General features: G+C 63.5%; 14 protein-coding genes. 7 read left to right on the top strand and 7 right to left on the bottom strand.

Going from position 1 to position 16,822, the window contains the following annotated elements:
• Positions 1-36: 36 nt before the first annotated feature.
• On the top strand, positions 37-1,728 hold the full coding sequence (gene lhpI, locus HV823_RS17220) for a cis-3-hydroxy-L-proline dehydratase (protein ID WP_176950959.1): 1,692 nt from the start codon (positions 37-39) through the stop codon (positions 1,726-1,728).
• Positions 1,729-1,738: 10 nt separating this feature from the next.
• Entirely contained in the window at positions 1,739-2,767 is a 1,029-nt protein-coding gene (locus tag HV823_RS17215) for a trans-3-hydroxy-L-proline dehydratase (RefSeq protein ID WP_176950958.1), read from the top strand.
• A 122-nt stretch (positions 2,768-2,889) separates the two neighbouring features.
• Here HV823_RS17215 and HV823_RS17210 read toward each other — a convergent pair whose 3' ends face one another.
• From HV823_RS17210 to HV823_RS17195, 4 genes are all read right to left on the bottom strand, one after another.
• Positions 2,890-4,299, bottom strand: coding sequence for an FGGY family carbohydrate kinase (locus HV823_RS17210; protein WP_176950957.1), 1,410 nt, complete (start codon positions 4,297-4,299; stop codon positions 2,890-2,892).
• Positions 4,300-5,523: an NAD(P)/FAD-dependent oxidoreductase gene (locus HV823_RS17205; RefSeq protein ID WP_176950956.1), complete on the bottom strand. Its 1,224-nt coding sequence runs from the start codon at positions 5,521-5,523 to the stop codon at positions 4,300-4,302.
• Positions 5,520-6,926 (bottom strand): NAD(P)/FAD-dependent oxidoreductase, encoded by a 1,407-nt coding sequence (locus HV823_RS17200; protein ID WP_176950955.1) that lies wholly within the window; start codon positions 6,924-6,926, stop codon positions 5,520-5,522. The genes HV823_RS17205 and HV823_RS17200 overlap by 4 nt, the downstream gene beginning before the upstream one ends.
• A gap of 176 nt (positions 6,927-7,102) precedes the next feature.
• Positions 7,103-8,011, bottom strand: a complete 909-nt coding sequence (locus HV823_RS17195; protein ID WP_176950954.1) for a LysR family transcriptional regulator ArgP — start codon at positions 8,009-8,011, stop codon at positions 7,103-7,105.
• 97 nt (positions 8,012-8,108) lie between these two features.
• Here HV823_RS17195 and HV823_RS17190 point away from each other — a divergent pair, with 97 nt between their 5' ends.
• The 5 genes from HV823_RS17190 (at position 8,109) to HV823_RS17170 (ending at position 12,612) form a co-directional block, all read left to right on the top strand.
• On the top strand, positions 8,109-8,717 hold the full coding sequence (locus HV823_RS17190; protein ID WP_176950953.1) for a LysE/ArgO family amino acid transporter: 609 nt from the start codon (positions 8,109-8,111) through the stop codon (positions 8,715-8,717).
• A 415-nt stretch (positions 8,718-9,132) separates the two neighbouring features.
• Positions 9,133-10,263: a TRAP transporter substrate-binding protein gene (locus tag HV823_RS17185; RefSeq protein WP_176950952.1), complete on the top strand. Its 1,131-nt coding sequence runs from the start codon at positions 9,133-9,135 to the stop codon at positions 10,261-10,263.
• Between the two features lie 60 nt (positions 10,264-10,323).
• A complete protein-coding gene (locus HV823_RS17180; RefSeq protein WP_176950951.1) occupies positions 10,324-10,971 on the top strand; it encodes a TRAP transporter small permease subunit in 648 nt (215 codons plus the stop codon).
• Complete coding sequence (locus HV823_RS17175) at positions 10,968-12,395, top strand: TRAP transporter large permease (protein WP_176950950.1); 1,428 nt, start codon at positions 10,968-10,970, stop codon at positions 12,393-12,395. The genes HV823_RS17180 and HV823_RS17175 overlap by 4 nt, the downstream gene beginning before the upstream one ends.
• A 34-nt stretch (positions 12,396-12,429) precedes the next feature.
• The gene (locus HV823_RS17170; protein ID WP_176950949.1) at positions 12,430-12,612 is read left to right on the top strand and encodes a hypothetical protein; all 183 of its coding nucleotides are present in this window, start codon (positions 12,430-12,432) and stop codon (positions 12,610-12,612) included.
• A gap of 118 nt (positions 12,613-12,730) precedes the next feature.
• On the opposite strand, the gene HV823_RS17165 is transcribed toward HV823_RS17170, so the two are convergent.
• From HV823_RS17165 to HV823_RS17155, 3 genes are read right to left on the bottom strand one after another with little or no spacing between them, the layout of a single operon-like run.
• A complete protein-coding gene (locus HV823_RS17165) occupies positions 12,731-13,789 on the bottom strand; it encodes an alcohol dehydrogenase family protein (RefSeq protein WP_176951027.1) in 1,059 nt (352 codons plus the stop codon).
• A gap of 32 nt (positions 13,790-13,821) precedes the next feature.
• Positions 13,822-15,198 carry an aspartate aminotransferase family protein gene (locus HV823_RS17160; RefSeq protein WP_176950948.1) on the bottom strand — a complete coding sequence of 459 codons (1,377 nt, stop codon included), beginning with the start codon at positions 15,196-15,198 and terminating at the stop codon, positions 13,822-13,824.
• A gap of 44 nt (positions 15,199-15,242) precedes the next feature.
• Positions 15,243-16,739, bottom strand: coding sequence for an NAD-dependent succinate-semialdehyde dehydrogenase (locus HV823_RS17155; protein WP_176950947.1), 1,497 nt, complete (start codon positions 16,737-16,739; stop codon positions 15,243-15,245).
• Between the last annotated feature and the right edge of the window lie 83 nt (positions 16,740-16,822).

Raw genomic sequence — 16,822 nt, 5'->3', positions numbered from 1 at the left:
ACGGCCAAAGCGTCAACTCCAGCAAGGTCGACTGACATGAGCCATTCCGGATCCGCCCGCAGCATTCTCCCCGGCACGGCCGAAGGAGAGGTGATCAGCACACAGGAAGCGCTGAGCTTCTGGGGTGGCGTCGATCCGGCAACGGGCGCGGTGATCGACGTGCATCATCCGCTGCACGGGGTCTGTCTAACCGGCAGCATTCTCCTGATGCCGTCGAGCCGCGGCTCCTGCACCGGCTCCGGCGTGCTGCTCGACCTCATCCTGACCGGCAGGTCGCCCGCGGCACTGGTGTTTTCGGAAGCCGAGGACGTGCTCACGCTCGGCGCACTGATCGCGGCGGAGATGTTCGACCGGGCGATCCCGGTCCTGCGGCTTTCACCGGAGGCATTTGCAGCACTGTCTCAGGCACGGACTGCGCGCGTCGGCGCCACGGCCATCGAGAGCGAGGGGCTGGTTATTCCGGTAGAGCCTCCTGCGACTGCGGCACTTGACCTCAGCGATTCCGACCGGTCGATGCTCGAGGGCGGAGAGGGCGTCGCAGTGCGCCAGGCGATGCGGATCATCTGCGCCATGGCGGCCCAGCAGGGGGCAGCCGGGCTGATCGACGTGACGCAGGGCCACATCGACGGATGCATCTATGCAAGCCCCGCCAACCTGACCTTCGCCGAAAAGATGGCCGACCTCGGCGCGCGCGTGCGCGTTCCAACGACGATGAATGCAATCTCGGTCGATCGGGCAAACTGGCAAGCTCAGGGCGTCCCGTTCGGCTTCGGCGATCCCGCGGCACGGCTGGCCGATGCCTATGTCCGCATGGGCTGTCGCCCGACCTTCACCTGTTCTCCCTACCTGCTCGACAGTGCCCCGCGGGCCGGCGAAGCCATTGCCTGGGCCGAGTCCAACGCCGTGATCTTCGCCAATACCGTACTCGGCGCGCGCACGGCGAAGCACCCGGATTTTCTCGACCTGTGCATTGCGCTGACGGGGCGGGCGCCATTGTCCGGCGTCTATCTGGACCGCCATCGCAAGGCCCGGCGTGTGATCGACGTGGAACTGCCGGAAGATGCCGACGACGCATTCTGGCCGCTGGTCGGCTATCTCGCCGGGCGGGCGGCGCCGGATCGCATTCCCCTGCTTCGGGGCCTGTCGGCGGGACGTCCCTCACGTGACGACCTCAAGGCTCTTTGCGCTGCCTTCGGCACGACATCGGCAGCCCCCATGCTGCATATCGAAGGCGTTACCCCGGAAGCGGAAGGAAGTGCCGCCGAAGATGCCGACCGCGTCAGCATCACCCGCGCGGACATGGCATCCGCCTGGGCGCTTCTGAACGAAGGGCCGGATCAGGTCGAACTCGTTGCGATCGGCAGCCCGCATGCCTCGCTCGAAGAATGTCGTGACCTTGCGGATTGTCTCGCCGGGCGCCGGCGCGCCGAAGACGTCGCCGTGATCGTGACGGCCGGCAACGACGTGATCGCAAAGGCCGAGCAGGATGGCACGCTCGGCCGGCTTGCCGCATCCGGCGTCCAGGTCTTGCCCGATCTCTGCTGGTGCTCGATCTCCGAGCCCGTCTTCCCCACGCAGACGCGCGCCGTGATGACGAATTCCGGCAAGTATGCCCACTACGGTCCGGGCCTTTCGGGACGTGCGATCCGGTTCGGCAGCCTTGCCGATTGCGTTACCGCCGCACTGACCGGCCGCGTTCCGGCCAGGCTTCCGGCTTGGCTTTCCTGAGGAGATAGAAATGCGCAGCAGCAAGACCATTCACGTCGTTTCCGCTCATGCGGAAGGCGAAGTCGGCGACGTCATCGTCGGCGGCGTTGCCCCGCCGCCCGGCGACACGATCTGGGAACAGAGCCGCTGGATCGCGCGCGACCAGACGCTGCGCAATTTCGTCCTGAACGAGCCGCGTGGCGGCGTGTTCCGCCACGTCAACCTTCTGGTGCCGCCAAAGCATCCGGAGGCGGATGCCGCCTTCATCATCATGGAGCCCGAGGACACGCCGCCGATGTCCGGCTCCAACTCGATCTGCGTATCGACCGTGCTTCTCGACAGCGGCATCCTGCCAATGCAGGAACCCGTGACGGAGATCACGCTCGAAGCGCCCGGCGGCCTTGTACGCGTGCGGGCCGAATGCAAGGATGGCAAGGCGGAGCGCATCTTCGTGCAGAACCTGCCAAGCTTTGCCGAACGGCTCGACGCCAAGCTCGAGGTAGAAGGCCTGGGCACGCTCACCGTCGATACCGCCTATGGCGGTGACAGCTTCGTCATTGTCGATGCCGCCAGCATGGGCTTCGCCCTGAAGCCTGACGAAGCGCACGACATTGCCCGGCTCGGTGTGCGGATCACGAACGCGGCCAATGCCGCACTCGGCTTCCACCATCCCGAAAATCCGGACTGGAAGCACTTCTCCTTCTGCCTCTTCGCCGGTCCGGTGGAACGCACGGCAGAAGGGCTGCGCGCGGGTGCGGCCGTTGCCATCCAGCCCGGCAAGGTCGACCGGTCACCCACCGGGACTGCGCTTTCGGCGCGAATGGCGGTGCTGCACGCCCGCGGGCAGATGGGTCTCGAAGATCGACTGACAGCGGTTTCGCTGATCGGCTCGACCTTCTCCGGCCGCATCCTCGGCACGGCCACCGTTGGCGACCGCCCGGCCGTGTTGCCGGAGATATCCGGCCGCGCCTGGATCACCGGCACCCATCAGCACATGCTCGATCCCAGCGACCCCTGGCCGGAAGGCTACCGCCTGACCGATACCTGGGGCGCGCGATAGAAAGCCGACCCCGGCTGGCGTTAAGCGTGGATGGTCGCCGCTTCAGGCGGCGCCCCTCGTCAGCGGGATCGAGTGATACCCGTAGCGCGCTGCCTTCAAGGCAAACGGCGCGCCCTGCAGCTTCAGGAGGCAGGATGGCCCTGCCTCCAGCCTCTCGACCGCGTAACGGCGTCGGCATATCGCGCATGCTCTTGTGCGCCCACCGAGCCGTCGGGCGCAAAGGTCGTGGCTGTGGCACGCGCCGCCTTGACGTCGATACCGCAAAGTTCAGCCAGGCCCAACGCCGTCAGTTCGTGCATCTGCGGGACACAGATCGTGCGATTGCTTGCCGCCGCCAGGAAGGCTGCGAAATGGTCGCTCTGCGAAAGCCCGCCGTCTATTGAGATGCTGGAGCCGAGCGGGGTGACCGAGGAAGCCGCCTCAAGGAGGCTCGCCGTCATCATCGCGATCCCTTCCAGGACGGCGCGCACGAGATCGCGTTTGTCGGTCGCCTGGTCCATGCCGATGAAAAGCGGCGCGGCCTGCCGATCCCAGTAAGGCGCCGCCAGTCCGGAAAGCGCTGGAACGAAGACGATGCCGCGGCTCAGCGCCGACGGTCCTTCAAAAGCATTGAGCTCGGCCGGATCGGTGTACAGACCGAGCCTGCCGACCCACTCTACGGCTGAGCCGGCATCGTACACACCGCCCTCGATGGCGAAGACCGGGCGTTCCCCCGCCCGCTGCCAGGCGACTGTCGGCAGCAGGTCGGCCGCGGTCGGGCGATCGCTGCCCGATACTGCCAGGAGAAACGCACCGGTGCCGAAGGTGATCTTGCAGTCGCCGGACTTGCGGCAGCCGTGACCATGGAGGGCCGCCTGCTGATCGACGATCGAGACCTTGACCGGCACGCCGTCGACTTCCCCGAAACCGGCATCGACTGGGCGGATCTGCGGTAGGCATTCCATCGGCACGCCATGAAGCGCGCACATCTCCTTGCTCCAGCCGCCCGTGGACAGATCGAGCAGTCCGGTACGCGACGCGGTCGCGAGATCGGTTGCGAAGGTTCCCGTCAGCCGATCCAGGAAGAAGGCGTCCGTCGTCCCGAGCCGCAGGCGGCCACGGCCTTGCGCCTCGGCAACGGATGGAATGTTCTTCAGCAGCCAGGCGAGCTTGCTGGCGGAGAAATAGGAATCGAGCGGAAGCCCGGAGATTTCCTTGGAACGCTGCTCGGCTGCCCGATCAAGTGCTGCAAGGGCATCGGCAGTCCGCCCGTCCTGCCAGACGATGACCGGGGAAAGTGGCTTTCCGGTTTCACCGTCCCAGGCGAGGCAGCTTTCCCCCTGGTTGGCAATCGCAATGCCATCGACCCGGCCTGCCGCCTGCAGCACGGCCTTGACGTTGGCGAGAAGTTCTTCCGCGTCGTGCTCGACCCAGCCCGGGGCAGGATGATGCTGCCCGTGCCGCCTGCTTGCCGCGACGTGCCACGTCCCACCGTCCTCCACGACGAGGCATCGAGTGGACGTGGTCCCCTGATCGATGGCGGCGACGCGCATTCAGCTCTCCTCCTGGAAGCGGAAATGGACATGGGCGGCGAGCAGCGCGCGCGGTGGCAGCGGTGCGAGCACGCGCCGCTCGGGCAGCCAGCGCCCGCGGCGTGACCAGATCGCCTGTCCGTCGAGTTCCAGCGACAGGCGTCCCACGGCACGCCTGCGAAACCGCAGCTGGAAATGCCAAAAAGCGCCCTCCCGCAGGTGACTGGGCCGCAGCAGACTGGGAACCGTCAACTTCACCGGATCGTCGTAGGTGACGGGGATAAACTCCGGCGCCGCTGGATCACGTTTCAGGTCCGCCGCCACGACGGCGCCGACCGAACGTCCCTCGCGAAAGGCCCATCCTCCCGTTTCGACCGCCCTCAACACATTGCCACCGGCGAAAAGCAGCGGATTGGCAGAGCGGCCATCCTGATCAACCGCTGGTCCGGCGCTGCCCGCATCCACGCCGGTGTCAGACTGCAGGAACAGTGAGGCCTCCGGCGTGAAACGTCCCGTCAGCAGAACGCCGTCGCATTCGAGCGTCCTGATTTCGCCCGCATGGCGAATCTGGACGGCCTCGACCCGATCGCGGCCACGAATGTCCACGATTTCGGCGCCGCGAAGAAAGGGAATGCCCGTCAGCGACGGAAGCCATGTGAGCGGCGCCCGCGCCAGCGCATGCGACCCCTGCTCGAGCATCGCGACGGGACGCGCGCCGTGCGCCAGACATGTCAGTATCGCCGACAGGGATACGAGCTCCGAACCGACCACGACCGGGCGGCGGAAGGGCATCAACCCGTGAAAGGCGACATAGGATTGGAGCGTACCGGTCGTCACGACGCCGATCGGCCGGTCTCCCGAGATCAGCCGTGCGGAGCGCGGCTGCTCGCGGGCCCCGGTGCTGGCGATGATCCGGCGCGCGCGCAGGGTTTCGACACCCTGAGGCGAGGTGACGAGCACTGATCCGTCTTCGCCGAGGCGGACGACGGAATGACCGAACCGAACGTCGACCCCGGCCTGCTCCGCCTCGCGCTCCAGCCTGCGGCCATAGCCGGCACCGAAATAGACCCGGCCGAATTCCCGCATGCCGAACGGCGAATGACTGCAATGGCGCGTCGCGCCTCCGAGATGGCAATCGCGCTCGAGGAGGACGACTTTTTCCACGCCGCGACGGCGCAGTTCCAGCGCGGCAGCAACGCCTGCCGGTCCGCCGCCGACGACCAGAACATCTGCAGGTGTGTTCATGGTTTTCGTCCCTCGTCCACGGCCAGCGGTGTTGCCAGCCTGCCCCTTGTCATCTCCGCGAGACGCGCATTGCAGTAGAAGCCCTGGCAGCGCCCCATTCCGGCGCGGGTGCGCCGTCTCAGGCCGCCGAAATCGCCCGGCGGAACCGGGCTCGCCAGCGCAGCCTCGATCTCGCGCCGCGTCACAAGTTCGCAATGGCAAACGATTTCGCCATGCCCGGGCTGCTGCCAGTCACGCTGGCAGGTTTCCGTCAGGTTCGGAACGCTTACCGCCGGCAGGGCGGAGGGTGGAGCGAAGGCGGCGCCGAAACCTTCATGCAGTTGCAGAGCATGCCGGGCCAGTCCCAGTGCAGCGCTCAGCCCCGTCGAGCGAATGCCGCCAAGCGTGATCGCACGCTTCTCCGGACGCGCGATCACGCGATAGGCCTTCTTCTCGGTCGCGGGTCGCAAGCCCGCATAGACGGCGGTAACGGGAATGCCGGCAAGTGCCGGCACGATCTCTGCACCGCGTACCAGAAGCGCCTCCAGTGTCCGCGTCTCCACGGTCGCCCGCACGCGGTCGTCCTGCTCTTCCGCCGTCGGACCGATCAGAACATTGCCAAAGGCCGTGGGGCAGACGACGATCCCCTTGGTGATCTCGGTCGGGACCGGCAGGACGATGCGCGGAACATGCCGAAACGCTGCCTTGTCGAGCACGACGAACTGGCCCTTGCGCGGCTTGATCTCGAATTCGGGAGCAAGGCCCAATCGTTTGTCGACCGTGTCGCCGTAAAGGCCGGCGGCGTTGACAACCGCTCCGACCTCCAGGATTCCCGCCGACGTTTCCAGCCTCCATCGCCCGTCGAACTCCCCTCGCAACACTTCCGTGCCGCGCAAGAACACGCAGCCCAGCGCCAGCGCCTGCGTCAGATAGGCGAGGGGCGCCGACCAGGGATCGATGATATGCTCGCCCTCGACCTCGAGGGCCGCCACCAGGCCATTCGAAAGCGTCGGCATGGTGGCACGGGCAGCCGCGGCGGTCATCAGGCCGAGTTCGGAAATCCCGTTCTCGCGCCCCTGCCGCGCGATATCCTCGAGCTTACCGGCTTCGAGTTCGCTCCAGGCGCAAACGAGTGCTCCGGTCCGAACCAGCGACAGGCCAAGCTGCTTGTAGATTTCAAGATATTCCTCCCGCCCGGCGCGCACGAGTTCAAGCTCCAGGCTGGAAGCGGGCGCATCGAAACCGGTGTGCAGAATAGCGCTGTTGGCCTTGGACGCACCGGAGAGGATATCGGCTCCCTTTTCCACGAGCACCACCTTGGCGCCCGCCAGAGCGAACCGACGCGCCACCGCGCAGCCGACCACGCCTGCGCCGATTACGGCGACGTCGAATGACGCGTGTCCCGGCGTCGATTGAAGGGGCATCGCATCCTCATGAAATTGCGGCATGGCTGAACGTAGCGGAATGATGACCGTATTTCAAATATTTTATACAACACGTTGCCCGTTCGGTCACGGCAAGCATGGAATCGTTCAATCTGACAAGTCAGTTTCCCGATCGGTCTGGAGCGCTTTGGTCCGGCACCGATGGGACAGATCGTCTACCGGCTTTCACGACGCAGGTGCAGGCGCGCGGTCTGAACGACTTCGCGCGTAAGATCGGCCAGCCGGTCGGCGGCGAGGCGGTTCATCTGCCAGTAGAGCGGGACATCGAGCGGGCTCCGCGCGCGCAGTTCGACCAGCCGGCCTGCCTTCAAATGCTCGTGCACCAACAGTTCGGGGTTCATACCCCAGCCCATGCCGGCGAGGCTCGCATCCACAAAGCTCTGCGTCGACGGCAGCCAGTGGACCGGGCAGGCGAGTTCCCTCCCTATCGTCTGGCGGATCCAGCGGGCCTGCAGCCTGTCCTTCTGGTTGAAGAGGAGGGATGGTGCGCACAGCAAGGCCTCGGCAGTCACGCCATCCGGAAAGTGCCGAGCGATGAAGTCGGGGCTTGCCGTCGCGCGATAGCGCAGCGAGCCGAGCGAGAGGTGGCGGCAGCCCTGGATCGGCTTTTCGAGGCTGGTAACTGCCGCAAGGACCCGTCCCCGTTGCAGCCACTCGGCGGTGTGGTCCTCATCGTCAATGGCGACGTTCACGAGGTGAGGCGACTGCTTCGTAAAGTTTGCGACGGCGGTCAGAAACCAGGTGGCGAGGCTGTCCGCGTTGGTCGCGATGTGCAGTGTCACCCGCTGGCGTGCTTCGTCAGGCGGCGCAAGCGCGGGCAACTGCTTCAGCAACTCTTCTTCCAGCATGCCGACATTTTCCAGGTGCCGGCACAGCCATTCGCCCGTTTCGGTCGCCGTGCACGGGCTGCCACGGACGATCAGCACGATGCCGAGCCGTTCCTCGATCAGCTTGACACGCTGGGAGACCGCCGAGGGCGTGACGTTCAGAAGGCCGGCGGCCTTTTCGAAGCTCCCGGTCTGGATCACGGCAGCAACGGTGCGGAGGGCTGAATAGTCGAGCATGATTTAGCTTGGCTTAATTGGAGTAAGGAGCATTAACTATCCTAAATTACCAGGCCGCGGTAGGGATTGCGCAGCGAAGAAGGAGCACACGCCGCGCATGAGCATATCCGTCTATTTCACCGGCTTCACCATGGGCCTCAGCCTGATCGTGGCGATCGGCGCGCAAAATGCCTTCGTGCTGCGGCAAGGGGTGCGCAACGAGCACGTCTTCGCCATCTGCCTTGCCTGCGCCCTCTCCGATGCGCTGCTGATCCTCGTCGGCATAACCGGTTTCCGCCAGATCGCCGCGGTGTTGCCCTGGCTCGATTCGCTGATGCGCTATGGCGGGGCGATCTTCCTCATGTGGTACGGCGCGAGGAGCCTTCGTTCCGCCCTGCGGTCTTCAGGCGCGCTGGCGGTAGGCGAAGGTGGTGCGTCCAGCCTGCGCAAGGCGCTTCTCACCTGCCTGGCGCTCACCTGGCTCAATCCGCATGTCTATCTCGACACCGTTGTTCTGCTCGGCACGATCTCGACGCGTTTTCCAGGCCTGGAAGCATCCTTTGCCGCGGGAGCCGTGACGGCCTCGTTCCTGTTCTTCTTCTCGCTCGGTTACGGCGCAACCAAGTTGAGACCGATCTTTGCCAATCCCGCCGCCTGGCGCGTACTGGAAGGGCTCGTTGCGGTTACGATGTGGCTGATCGCCTTCAAGCTGCTGGGCGGCCTGTGATCGATAGCCGATCTCGCGCGGTGGCGTCGCCTTAACGGATTGTGCTGGGGGAAATGCAAGTAGACCAGCATGACCGAGAACTGCTCAGCCATTCCCGACGCCTTCGCTTTCCAGCCGAGATTATTGCGCATGCCGTGTGGCTCCTTCCGCTGCGGCGACGAGAGAGGGCGACGCCACCCAGGAAGCCATGCTCTGGCTGAGAAAAAACTTTGCCTTGGCTGTGGACCACAGCCCAAAGCTGTCATTCAACAACAGTTGAACGTCTGTCAGAACTTCAGAAAGTGTGCATAATTGACAAACGGGAACAATCAGTTGTTGAGACTGATCGCGAAGAGGTTGGGAGCCATCTTCGTCAACGTAGCGAACTATCATTGAATGCAGGGAGAATTTGACAACAATCCAGGGAGGAAGAGCAATGAACAAAAAGAACGTATCGCGTCGAGAATTGCTGGGAGCGTCGACGTTTGTTGGGGTAACTGCGATGGGGGCGCTTGCAGCCCCGCCCGTGCTGGCGCAGGCACCAATCGTCATTAAAATGCAAACATCCTGGCCCGCGTCGGATATCTGGATGGAATTTGCCCGCCAGTACGTCGAACGGGTCGAGCGAATGTCCGGCGGACGCCTGAAGTTCGAACTCATGCCCGCCGGTACAGTCGTCGGCGCGTTTCAGGTGCTCGACGGCGTCAATGATGGCGTGATCGACGCAGCCCACACCGTTCCCGTCTATTGGTACGGCAAGCACAAGGCAGCTTCCCTCTTCGGCACCGGGCCGGTATTTGGCGGCAGCGCAACCACCATGCTCGGATGGTTCCATCAAGGCGGAGGCAAGGATCTCTACCGGGAACTCACCCAGGACATCATGGGGCTGAACCTCTACGGCTTCTATGGCTTCCCGATGCCCGCACAGCCGTTCGGCTGGTTCAAGAATCCGGTGGCGAGTGTGAACGATGTCAACGGTCTCAAATATCGTACCGTCGGGCTTGCCGCCGATCTCATGCAGAACATGGGCATGAGCGTCGCTCAGCTTCCAGGCGGCGAAATCGTGCCGGCGATGGAGCGGGGCGTCATCGACGCCTTCGAGTTCAACAATCCATCCTCTGACATTCGGTTTGGTTCGCAGGATGTCGCCAAGAACTACATGCTTTCGTCCTACCATCAGGCGAGCGAGTCTTTCGAATTCCTGTTCAACAAGGATGTGTTTGACGACCTTCCCGACGATCTGCAGGCGATCCTCGAATATGGCGTGGAGGCCGCAAGCACGGCGAATACTGCATCCGCGATGGACAACTACTCAAGCGACCTTCAAAAGCTTCAGACCGAACATGGCGTGACCGTGCACCGCACACCGAAGGAAATTCTGGATGCACAACTGAAGGCTTGGGATCAGATCATCCCCACGCTTGAAGCGGATGCGTTCATGAAGAAGGTGCTCGACAGTCAACGGCAGTGGGTGGAGAGGGTCGTGTACTACGAGTTGATGAACTCGGCCGATCTCGCACTCGCCTATGAGCACTATTTCCCCGGGAAGTTGAACCTCGGAAAGTAAGTGGCGAAGGCCCGGTATCCCGGGCCTCGTCATGTTCACCGGGGCTGGGGAGGCGCTTGCATGCTCCGTTACATTGCATTCGCCGACGATCTGTCGGCATGGTTCGGCAAGGTGTTCGCGTGGGGGATACTCATCATGGCCTTCGGCGTCGGCTATGAGGTAGTCGCACGCTACCTCTTCCGCGCGCCGACCCCCTGGGCCTTCGACCTGAGCTACATACTCTACGGAACGCTCTTCATGATGGCGGGAGCTTATACCCTGTCGCGTGATGGCCATGTGCGCGGCGACTTCATCTACCGGCTCTGGAAGCCGCGCACGCAGGCCAGGCTGGAACTGGTCCTGTACTTCATCTTCTTCTTTCCCGGCATAACCGCGCTCGTCTTCTCGGGCTGGAAATACGCCGAGCGCAGTTGGCGCTACCTGGAGGTCAGTTCCAACAGCCCCGCCGGCGTGCCGATCTTCCAGTTCAAGACCGTCATTGTCGCCGCCGGCATTCTCCTGTTCCTGCAAGGCGTGGCGCAGGTCTTCCGCTGCATTCTCTGCATAAAGACAGGCGAATGGCCAAAAGCGGTTGAAGATGTCGAAGAACTGGAAAAGGTGCTGCTGCAAACGAAAAGCCTGGATGCCCTCAAGTCCGAGGACGAGGGCATTCTTCCGTCGCGGGAGCTTGCCGCTGGACGCGAACCACGAGATCGGGACGCCCAATGACGGATGCACACATCGCCGTCGGGATGCTGCTCATCCTGATCCTCACCATCTTCCTCGGCTTTCCGGTGGCGTTCACGCTGATGGCTCTGGGCGTCGGCTTCGGATATTACGCCTATTTCGATGCCGCCCGCATGTGGCGCGCCTATGACCGCGCGCTCGACTCCGGCGGCGATGCCTTTACGCTAACCGAAACCTGGATCGGCGGCTTCTTCAACAACCGGATCTTCGATCTGTTCGTCAACCAGACGTACTCGGTCATCCAGAACGATGTGCTGACAGCCATACCGCTGTTCCTGTTCATGGGCTACATCGTCGAGCGAGCCAACATCGTCGATCGGCTGTTCTCGACGCTCTACAGCGTCACGCGCCGGCTACCCGGCTCGATGGCGGTCGCCGCCCTGGTCACCTGTACGCTCTTTGCCACGGCAACGGGCATCGTCGGGGCCGTGGTGACCTTGATGGGACTGCTCGCCCTGCCGGCGATGCTGAAGGCAAGGTACGACGTGCGGTACGCGACAGGCGTGATCTGCGCGGGCGGCACGCTCGGAATCCTGATCCCACCCTCCATTCTGCTAATCGTCTACGCGGCCACCTCCGGGATTTCAGTCGTCCGCATGTATGCGGCGGCGCTGCTACCCGGTCTCGCCCTGGCGGGGCTCTATCTCACATATGTCGTGGTGCGAGCAATCCTGCAGCCGCAACTGGCGCCGCGGCCAACGAAAGAGGAGGTCGGTGAGCACACGCCGGCCCAACTCGCCTGGATGATGCTGACATCATTCGCCCCGCTCGCCTTTCTGATCCTTGCGGTTTTAGGTGCCATTCTCTTCGGCTTGGCGACCCCTTCGGAAGCAGCCGCAATCGGCGCATTGGGCGGGCTAGCGCTCGCCGCGGCTTACAGGGCCTTGACATGGCGGCGCCTAAAGGAGTCCGTCTATCTGACGGCCCGGACAACCGCGATGGTATGCTGGCTTTTCGTTGGTTCGGCGACCTTCGCGTCGGTATTCGCCTATCTCGGCGGGCAGCAACTCATCAGTGACTTCGTGACCGGCCTGGACATGTCGCCGCTGATGTTTTTGATCATGGCCCAGATCATCATCTTCATTCTCGGCTGGCCGCTGGAATGGACCGAGATCATCGTCATCTTCATCCCGATCTTCATTCCGTTGTTGCCGCATTTCGGGATCGACCCGCTGTTCTTCGGTATCCTCGTGGCCATCAATCTCCAGACGGCCTTCCTATCACCGCCGATGGCGATGTCGGCATACTACCTGAAGGGCGTCTCGCCTTCACATGTCAAACTGACCGACATTTTCCGCGGCATGATGCCGTATATGTTGATCGTCATTCTCTGCATGGTGATCATCTATCTGTTCCCGGACATCGTCTACATGCTGCCGAATCTCCTCTATGGAGGACAGAGATGATGCAATGTCAGACCCATTCAGACGGGATAGACCGATGAACAGAAGCCGGTTTTTTGCAGTTTTTGCATTCGTGACGCTTGTCGCGTTCTGCGCGGTCATCCTGGTGTTTGTTCCACGGCTCGATTTGGCCGCTGCACTGCTGATCGGGATTGTCCCTGCGGGGTACGACATCTGGGATCAACTCTTTCGGCGACGCCCGGCGAAATCAACGGGATAGATTGTGCTCAACCGGCCACCGCTTCCCGCCGATATCGACCGCCGGATCGCGCTCTATTGCCGTGCGCCATCACTCCCCATCCCATTGCAAGGGTCAATCGCCGGTTCATTTGACCCGCTTACGCGATAGCGTCCGGCACCACGACGAGCTTGCCAACGAAATTCTTCTGCATGAAATCCGTCTGGGCGCGGTGGAATTCCGATAGCGGATAGACGCCGCCGACGAGCGGCCTGATTTTCTTGGCTTCGATGTAGCCGACCAATCGGCGGAAATCGGCACGACTGCCCTGGCTCGATCCGTGCAGTTCGAGCTGCTTCAGATACATTGTCCGCAGGTCGAGTTGTACCACCGGCCCCGCGATGGCACCTGCCGTGGTATAGCGCCCCTCCGGCCTCAGGATCTTCAGGAGATCGTTGAAGATGACGCCGCCGACGAGATCGGCGACGACATCGATGGCGCGGCCTTTCGCTGCCGTTGCCACGGCCTGGAAGAGGTCGCCGGAGCCGCGCGTGACCACCACTTCTGCCCCGATATCAAGCATGGCCTGTTCCTTGCCGGGTGCAGTCAGAGCTATCGGAATGGCGCCGCGGGCGCGGGCAAGCTGGATTATACCCGATCCGACGCCGCCCGAAGCGCCGGTGACAAGCACGATCTCGCCGGCAGCAAGCCGTGCGCGCTCGAGCATGCGCTCGCCGGTCAGATAGGCACAGCAGAACGTGGCAAGCTCGATATCGCTCATGTCGGTCGAGACGACATGGGCATTTTCGGCTGGCAGCGTCATATATTCCGCGTAGCCGCCGTCCCGACCATGGCCCATGTAGTCTATGTCGGCCAGGCTGTCGTCGTCGCGGTTGTAGATCGAGAAATCGACCATGACGCGCTCACCGATCCTGCCGCAGTCGACACCCTCGCCGGTCGCGACGACCCGGCCGACCGTATCGGTCCCCTGGATGCGCGGGAAGGTCAGGGTGTTGCCTTGGCGCCGCCAGGTGGAAACCGCTGCCGGATCGTCCTCTGTGCCGTAGGCGCCCTCCCGCACCCAGACATCGGTGTTGTTCATGCCGCAGGCGCTGACTTTGATCAGCACTTCCCCAGGCCCAGCGGAAGGGACCGGGACATCACGGCTGTAGACGAGCTTGTCAAGCCCGCCGTGCCCCATCAGCCGCACGGCAGCCATCGTCTTCGGTACAGCATTCACCGGAAAATCTCCTATCTGCCAAGCACCGCTTCGATGGCCGCCGCCGTCGCCCTGACGACGGTGTCGGCTTCTTCGCGGGTCAGGCACAGCGGCGGTGCGAAGCCGAGGATGTCGCCCTGCGGCATGGCTCGCCCGATAACGCCGCGCTCGAGAAGCGCTGCGGAGACCTGCGGGCCAATCTTCTTTGCGGGGTCGAAGAAGACACGATCATTCTTGTCCTCGACGAATTCGACCGCCGCCATCAGCCCGTCGCCGCGCACATCGCCGACATGCCTGTGACCGGCGACCGCCTTGGCCAGTTCGGAACGGAAATAGGTGCCCGTGGACCCTGCATTCTCGACGAGGCCCAGTTCATCCACCAGTTCTAGGTTGGCGACACCTGCTGCGGCGCAGATCGGGTGGGCCGAATAGGTCCAGCCGTGGCCGATCGCTCCCATCTTGTCGGAACCCTGTACGAGAACCTGCCAGACCTTGTCGGAGACGATCGAGCCCGAAAGCGGCGCATAGGCCGAGGTCAGGCCCTTGGCGATGGTAATCAGGTCCGGCTTGATGCCATAGTGATCGGAGCCGAACATCGAGCCGAGACGACCGAACCCCGTCACCACCTCGTCGGCGACCAGCAGGATGTCGTATTTTTCCAGAACGGCCTGGATCTTCTGCCAATACCCCTGCGGCGGAGGCACGATGCCGCCCGTTCCCAGGATCGGTTCGCCGATGAAGGCGGCGATCGTGTCGGGGCCTTCCGCCAGGATCATCTCCTCCAGCTTGTCGGCGCAATGTTGCGAGAACTGCTCCTCGCTCATCGAGCGGTCAGCGCGGCGGAAATAGTACGGCGCCTCGGTATGGAAGATCGGCGGCCGCGGAAGATCGAAGAGGTTGTGGAACAGTTCGAGGCCCGTCAGCGAGCCGGTCATGACGCCCGAACCGTGATAGCCGCGCCAGCGCGAAATGATCTTCTTCTTCTCCGGCCGGCCGAGGATGTTGTTGTAGTACCAGATCAGCTTGATGTTGGTCTCGTTGGCGTCCGACCCGGAAAGGCCGAAATACACCCGCGACATGCCCTTCGGCGCGCGGTCGATGATCATCTTCGAGAGCGTGATCGAGGCTTCCGTGCCATGGCCGACATAGGCGTGGTAGTAGGCGAGGTTCTTCGCCTGCTCGGCGATCGCATCGGAAATCTTCTGCCGACCGTAACCGACATTGACACAATAGAGGCCCGCAAAGGCATCGAGGCTGGTCCGGCCACTGACATCTGTCACATAGACGCCTTCGCCGCCGGCCATCACGCGCGTAGGCGTCTCGCCGCGGGCATGCATGCCCATGTGGGTCGAGGGGTGGAAGAAGTGGTCTCGATCCCAGGCGGTGATTTCATTGCTGTTCTCGGACATGTCCGGTTTCCCTTTCGTCTATGATGGTTGCGGCATCGAAGCGGTCAGGCCGCGGTGTCGATGCAGAGGTATTTGAGTTCGCTGAACGCCTCGAGGCCATGGCGAGAGCCTTCGCGGCCGAGACCGGATTGCTTCCAGCCGCCGAAGGGAACCGGGCCGCCAGTGATCTTGACCCGGTTGATCGCGACCATGCCATATTCCAGCGCGCGGCCCAGCCGCAACTGGCGGGCACCGTTCTCCGTGACCACGTAGGCGACCAGTCCGTATTCGGTGTCGTTGGCCCGTGCGATCACCTCGGCTTCCGTATCGAACGCCGTCACTGCGGCCACCGGCCCGAAGGTCTCCTCGCGCATGATGAGCGCGTCCTCTGGAACGTCGACCAGAAGGGTCGGGGCGTAGAAAAACGGTCCGGCCTGGTGGAGCGAGCCGCCGGTCAGGCAGCGGCCGCCGCGCCGAACGGCATCCCTGACATGTTCGTCGACCTTCTCGACGGCGCGAGCATGCATCAACGGACCGATCTCGGCGTTCGCCGAAAGGCCGTTGCCGACAACGAGTGCTTCGATCCGCGCCCTGAAGGCCGCATTGAAGGCTTCCAGGATGGAGCGCTGAACGAAGATGCGGTTGGCAGCCAGGCAGTCCTGGCCGGAGGTTGCAAACTTGGCATTGACGGCAATGTCGACGGCCTTGGCGATGTCCGCGTCCTCGAAGACGATGAGCGGGGCATGCCCGCCGAGTTCCATGATCAGCCGCTTCATGCCGGCAGCGCATTGCCCGGCAATCAGCTTGCCGATTTCCGTGGAGCCGGTGAAGCTCAGGGCACGCACCCGCTGATCGGCACAGAGACGACCGACGATGGTAGCGGCATCGCCGGTGACGACGTTGAAGACCCCTGCCGGGAGGCCGGCGCGTTCGCCCAGTTCCGCAAGGGCCAGCGCGGAGAGCGGAGTCTCCGAGGACGGATGAACGACCACGGTGCAGCCGGCCGCGAGCGCGGCCGCCGCCTTGCGAGTGACCATGGCCGACGGAAAGTTCCAGGGCGTGACAAGGCCGACGACGCCCAGCGCCTCGCGACGCACGATCATTTCGGCGCCGGCCAGATGGCTGGTCACGCCCTCGGCATTGAAGCGTTTTCCTTCCTCCGCATACCACTCGATGAAGGAGGCCGCGTAGTCGATCTCGCCGCGCGATTCCGAAAGCGGCTTGCCCTGTTCGAGCGTCATGATCAGGGCGAGATCGTCCTTTGCCCCGAGCATCAGCTCATACCAGCGCCGAAGGATGCAGGCGCGCTCCTGCGGCAGCAGCGCGCGCCAGGCAGAAAAGGCGGCAGCGGCCGTATCGATCGCCCGCCCCGTTTCCTCGGCGTCCAACGCGGAAACCCAGGCAAGCGGCAGGGAAGAGGCGGGATCGCGCACTTCGAAGGTGGCGTTCGCGCCGTTCGCGACCCAGCGGCCGCCGACATAGGAAAGCGATTTGAGGAGATGCTTGTCCTTCAGGCGTTCGAGCGCATCGTGGCAGTCGGGGCGTGCAAATACGGCGTTCATCTCCGGCTCCTCGTGTTCGGGTTGCCGGCAAGTCTGTCAGCATATCGGCGAGAGATGGTCTTTTGAGCAGGCGATGAAGAGAG

This window comes from Mycoplana rhizolycopersici, from assembly GCF_013378445.1.
GTDB lineage: Bacteria > Pseudomonadota > Alphaproteobacteria > Rhizobiales > Rhizobiaceae > Mycoplana > Mycoplana rhizolycopersici.
This window is presented reverse-complemented; position numbering and strand designations above follow the sequence as displayed.

Coding starts and splice junctions, on each gene's coding strand:
- HV823_RS17200 (WP_176950955.1), bottom strand. CDS start 6,926: ATGCCCCTTCAATCGACGCCGGGACACGCGTCATTCGACGTCGCCGTA.
- HV823_RS17210 (WP_176950957.1), bottom strand. CDS start 4,299: ATGCGCGTCGCCGCCATCGATCAGGGGACCACGTCCACTCGATGCCTC.
- HV823_RS17180 (WP_176950951.1), top strand. CDS start 10,324: ATGCTCCGTTACATTGCATTCGCCGACGATCTGTCGGCATGGTTCGGC.
- HV823_RS17195 (WP_176950954.1), bottom strand. CDS start 8,011: ATGCTCGACTATTCAGCCCTCCGCACCGTTGCTGCCGTGATCCAGACC.
- HV823_RS17205 (WP_176950956.1), bottom strand. CDS start 5,523: ATGAACACACCTGCAGATGTTCTGGTCGTCGGCGGCGGACCGGCAGGC.
- lhpI (WP_176950959.1), top strand. CDS start 37: ATGAGCCATTCCGGATCCGCCCGCAGCATTCTCCCCGGCACGGCCGAA.
- HV823_RS17185 (WP_176950952.1), top strand. CDS start 9,133: ATGAACAAAAAGAACGTATCGCGTCGAGAATTGCTGGGAGCGTCGACG.
- HV823_RS17190 (WP_176950953.1), top strand. CDS start 8,109: ATGAGCATATCCGTCTATTTCACCGGCTTCACCATGGGCCTCAGCCTG.
- HV823_RS17215 (WP_176950958.1), top strand. CDS start 1,739: ATGCGCAGCAGCAAGACCATTCACGTCGTTTCCGCTCATGCGGAAGGC.
- HV823_RS17175 (WP_176950950.1), top strand. CDS start 10,968: ATGACGGATGCACACATCGCCGTCGGGATGCTGCTCATCCTGATCCTC.
- HV823_RS17170 (WP_176950949.1), top strand. CDS start 12,430: ATGAACAGAAGCCGGTTTTTTGCAGTTTTTGCATTCGTGACGCTTGTC.
- HV823_RS17155 (WP_176950947.1), bottom strand. CDS start 16,739: ATGAACGCCGTATTTGCACGCCCCGACTGCCACGATGCGCTCGAACGC.
- HV823_RS17165 (WP_176951027.1), bottom strand. CDS start 13,789: ATGGCTGCCGTGCGGCTGATGGGGCACGGCGGGCTTGACAAGCTCGTC.
- HV823_RS17160 (WP_176950948.1), bottom strand. CDS start 15,198: ATGTCCGAGAACAGCAATGAAATCACCGCCTGGGATCGAGACCACTTC.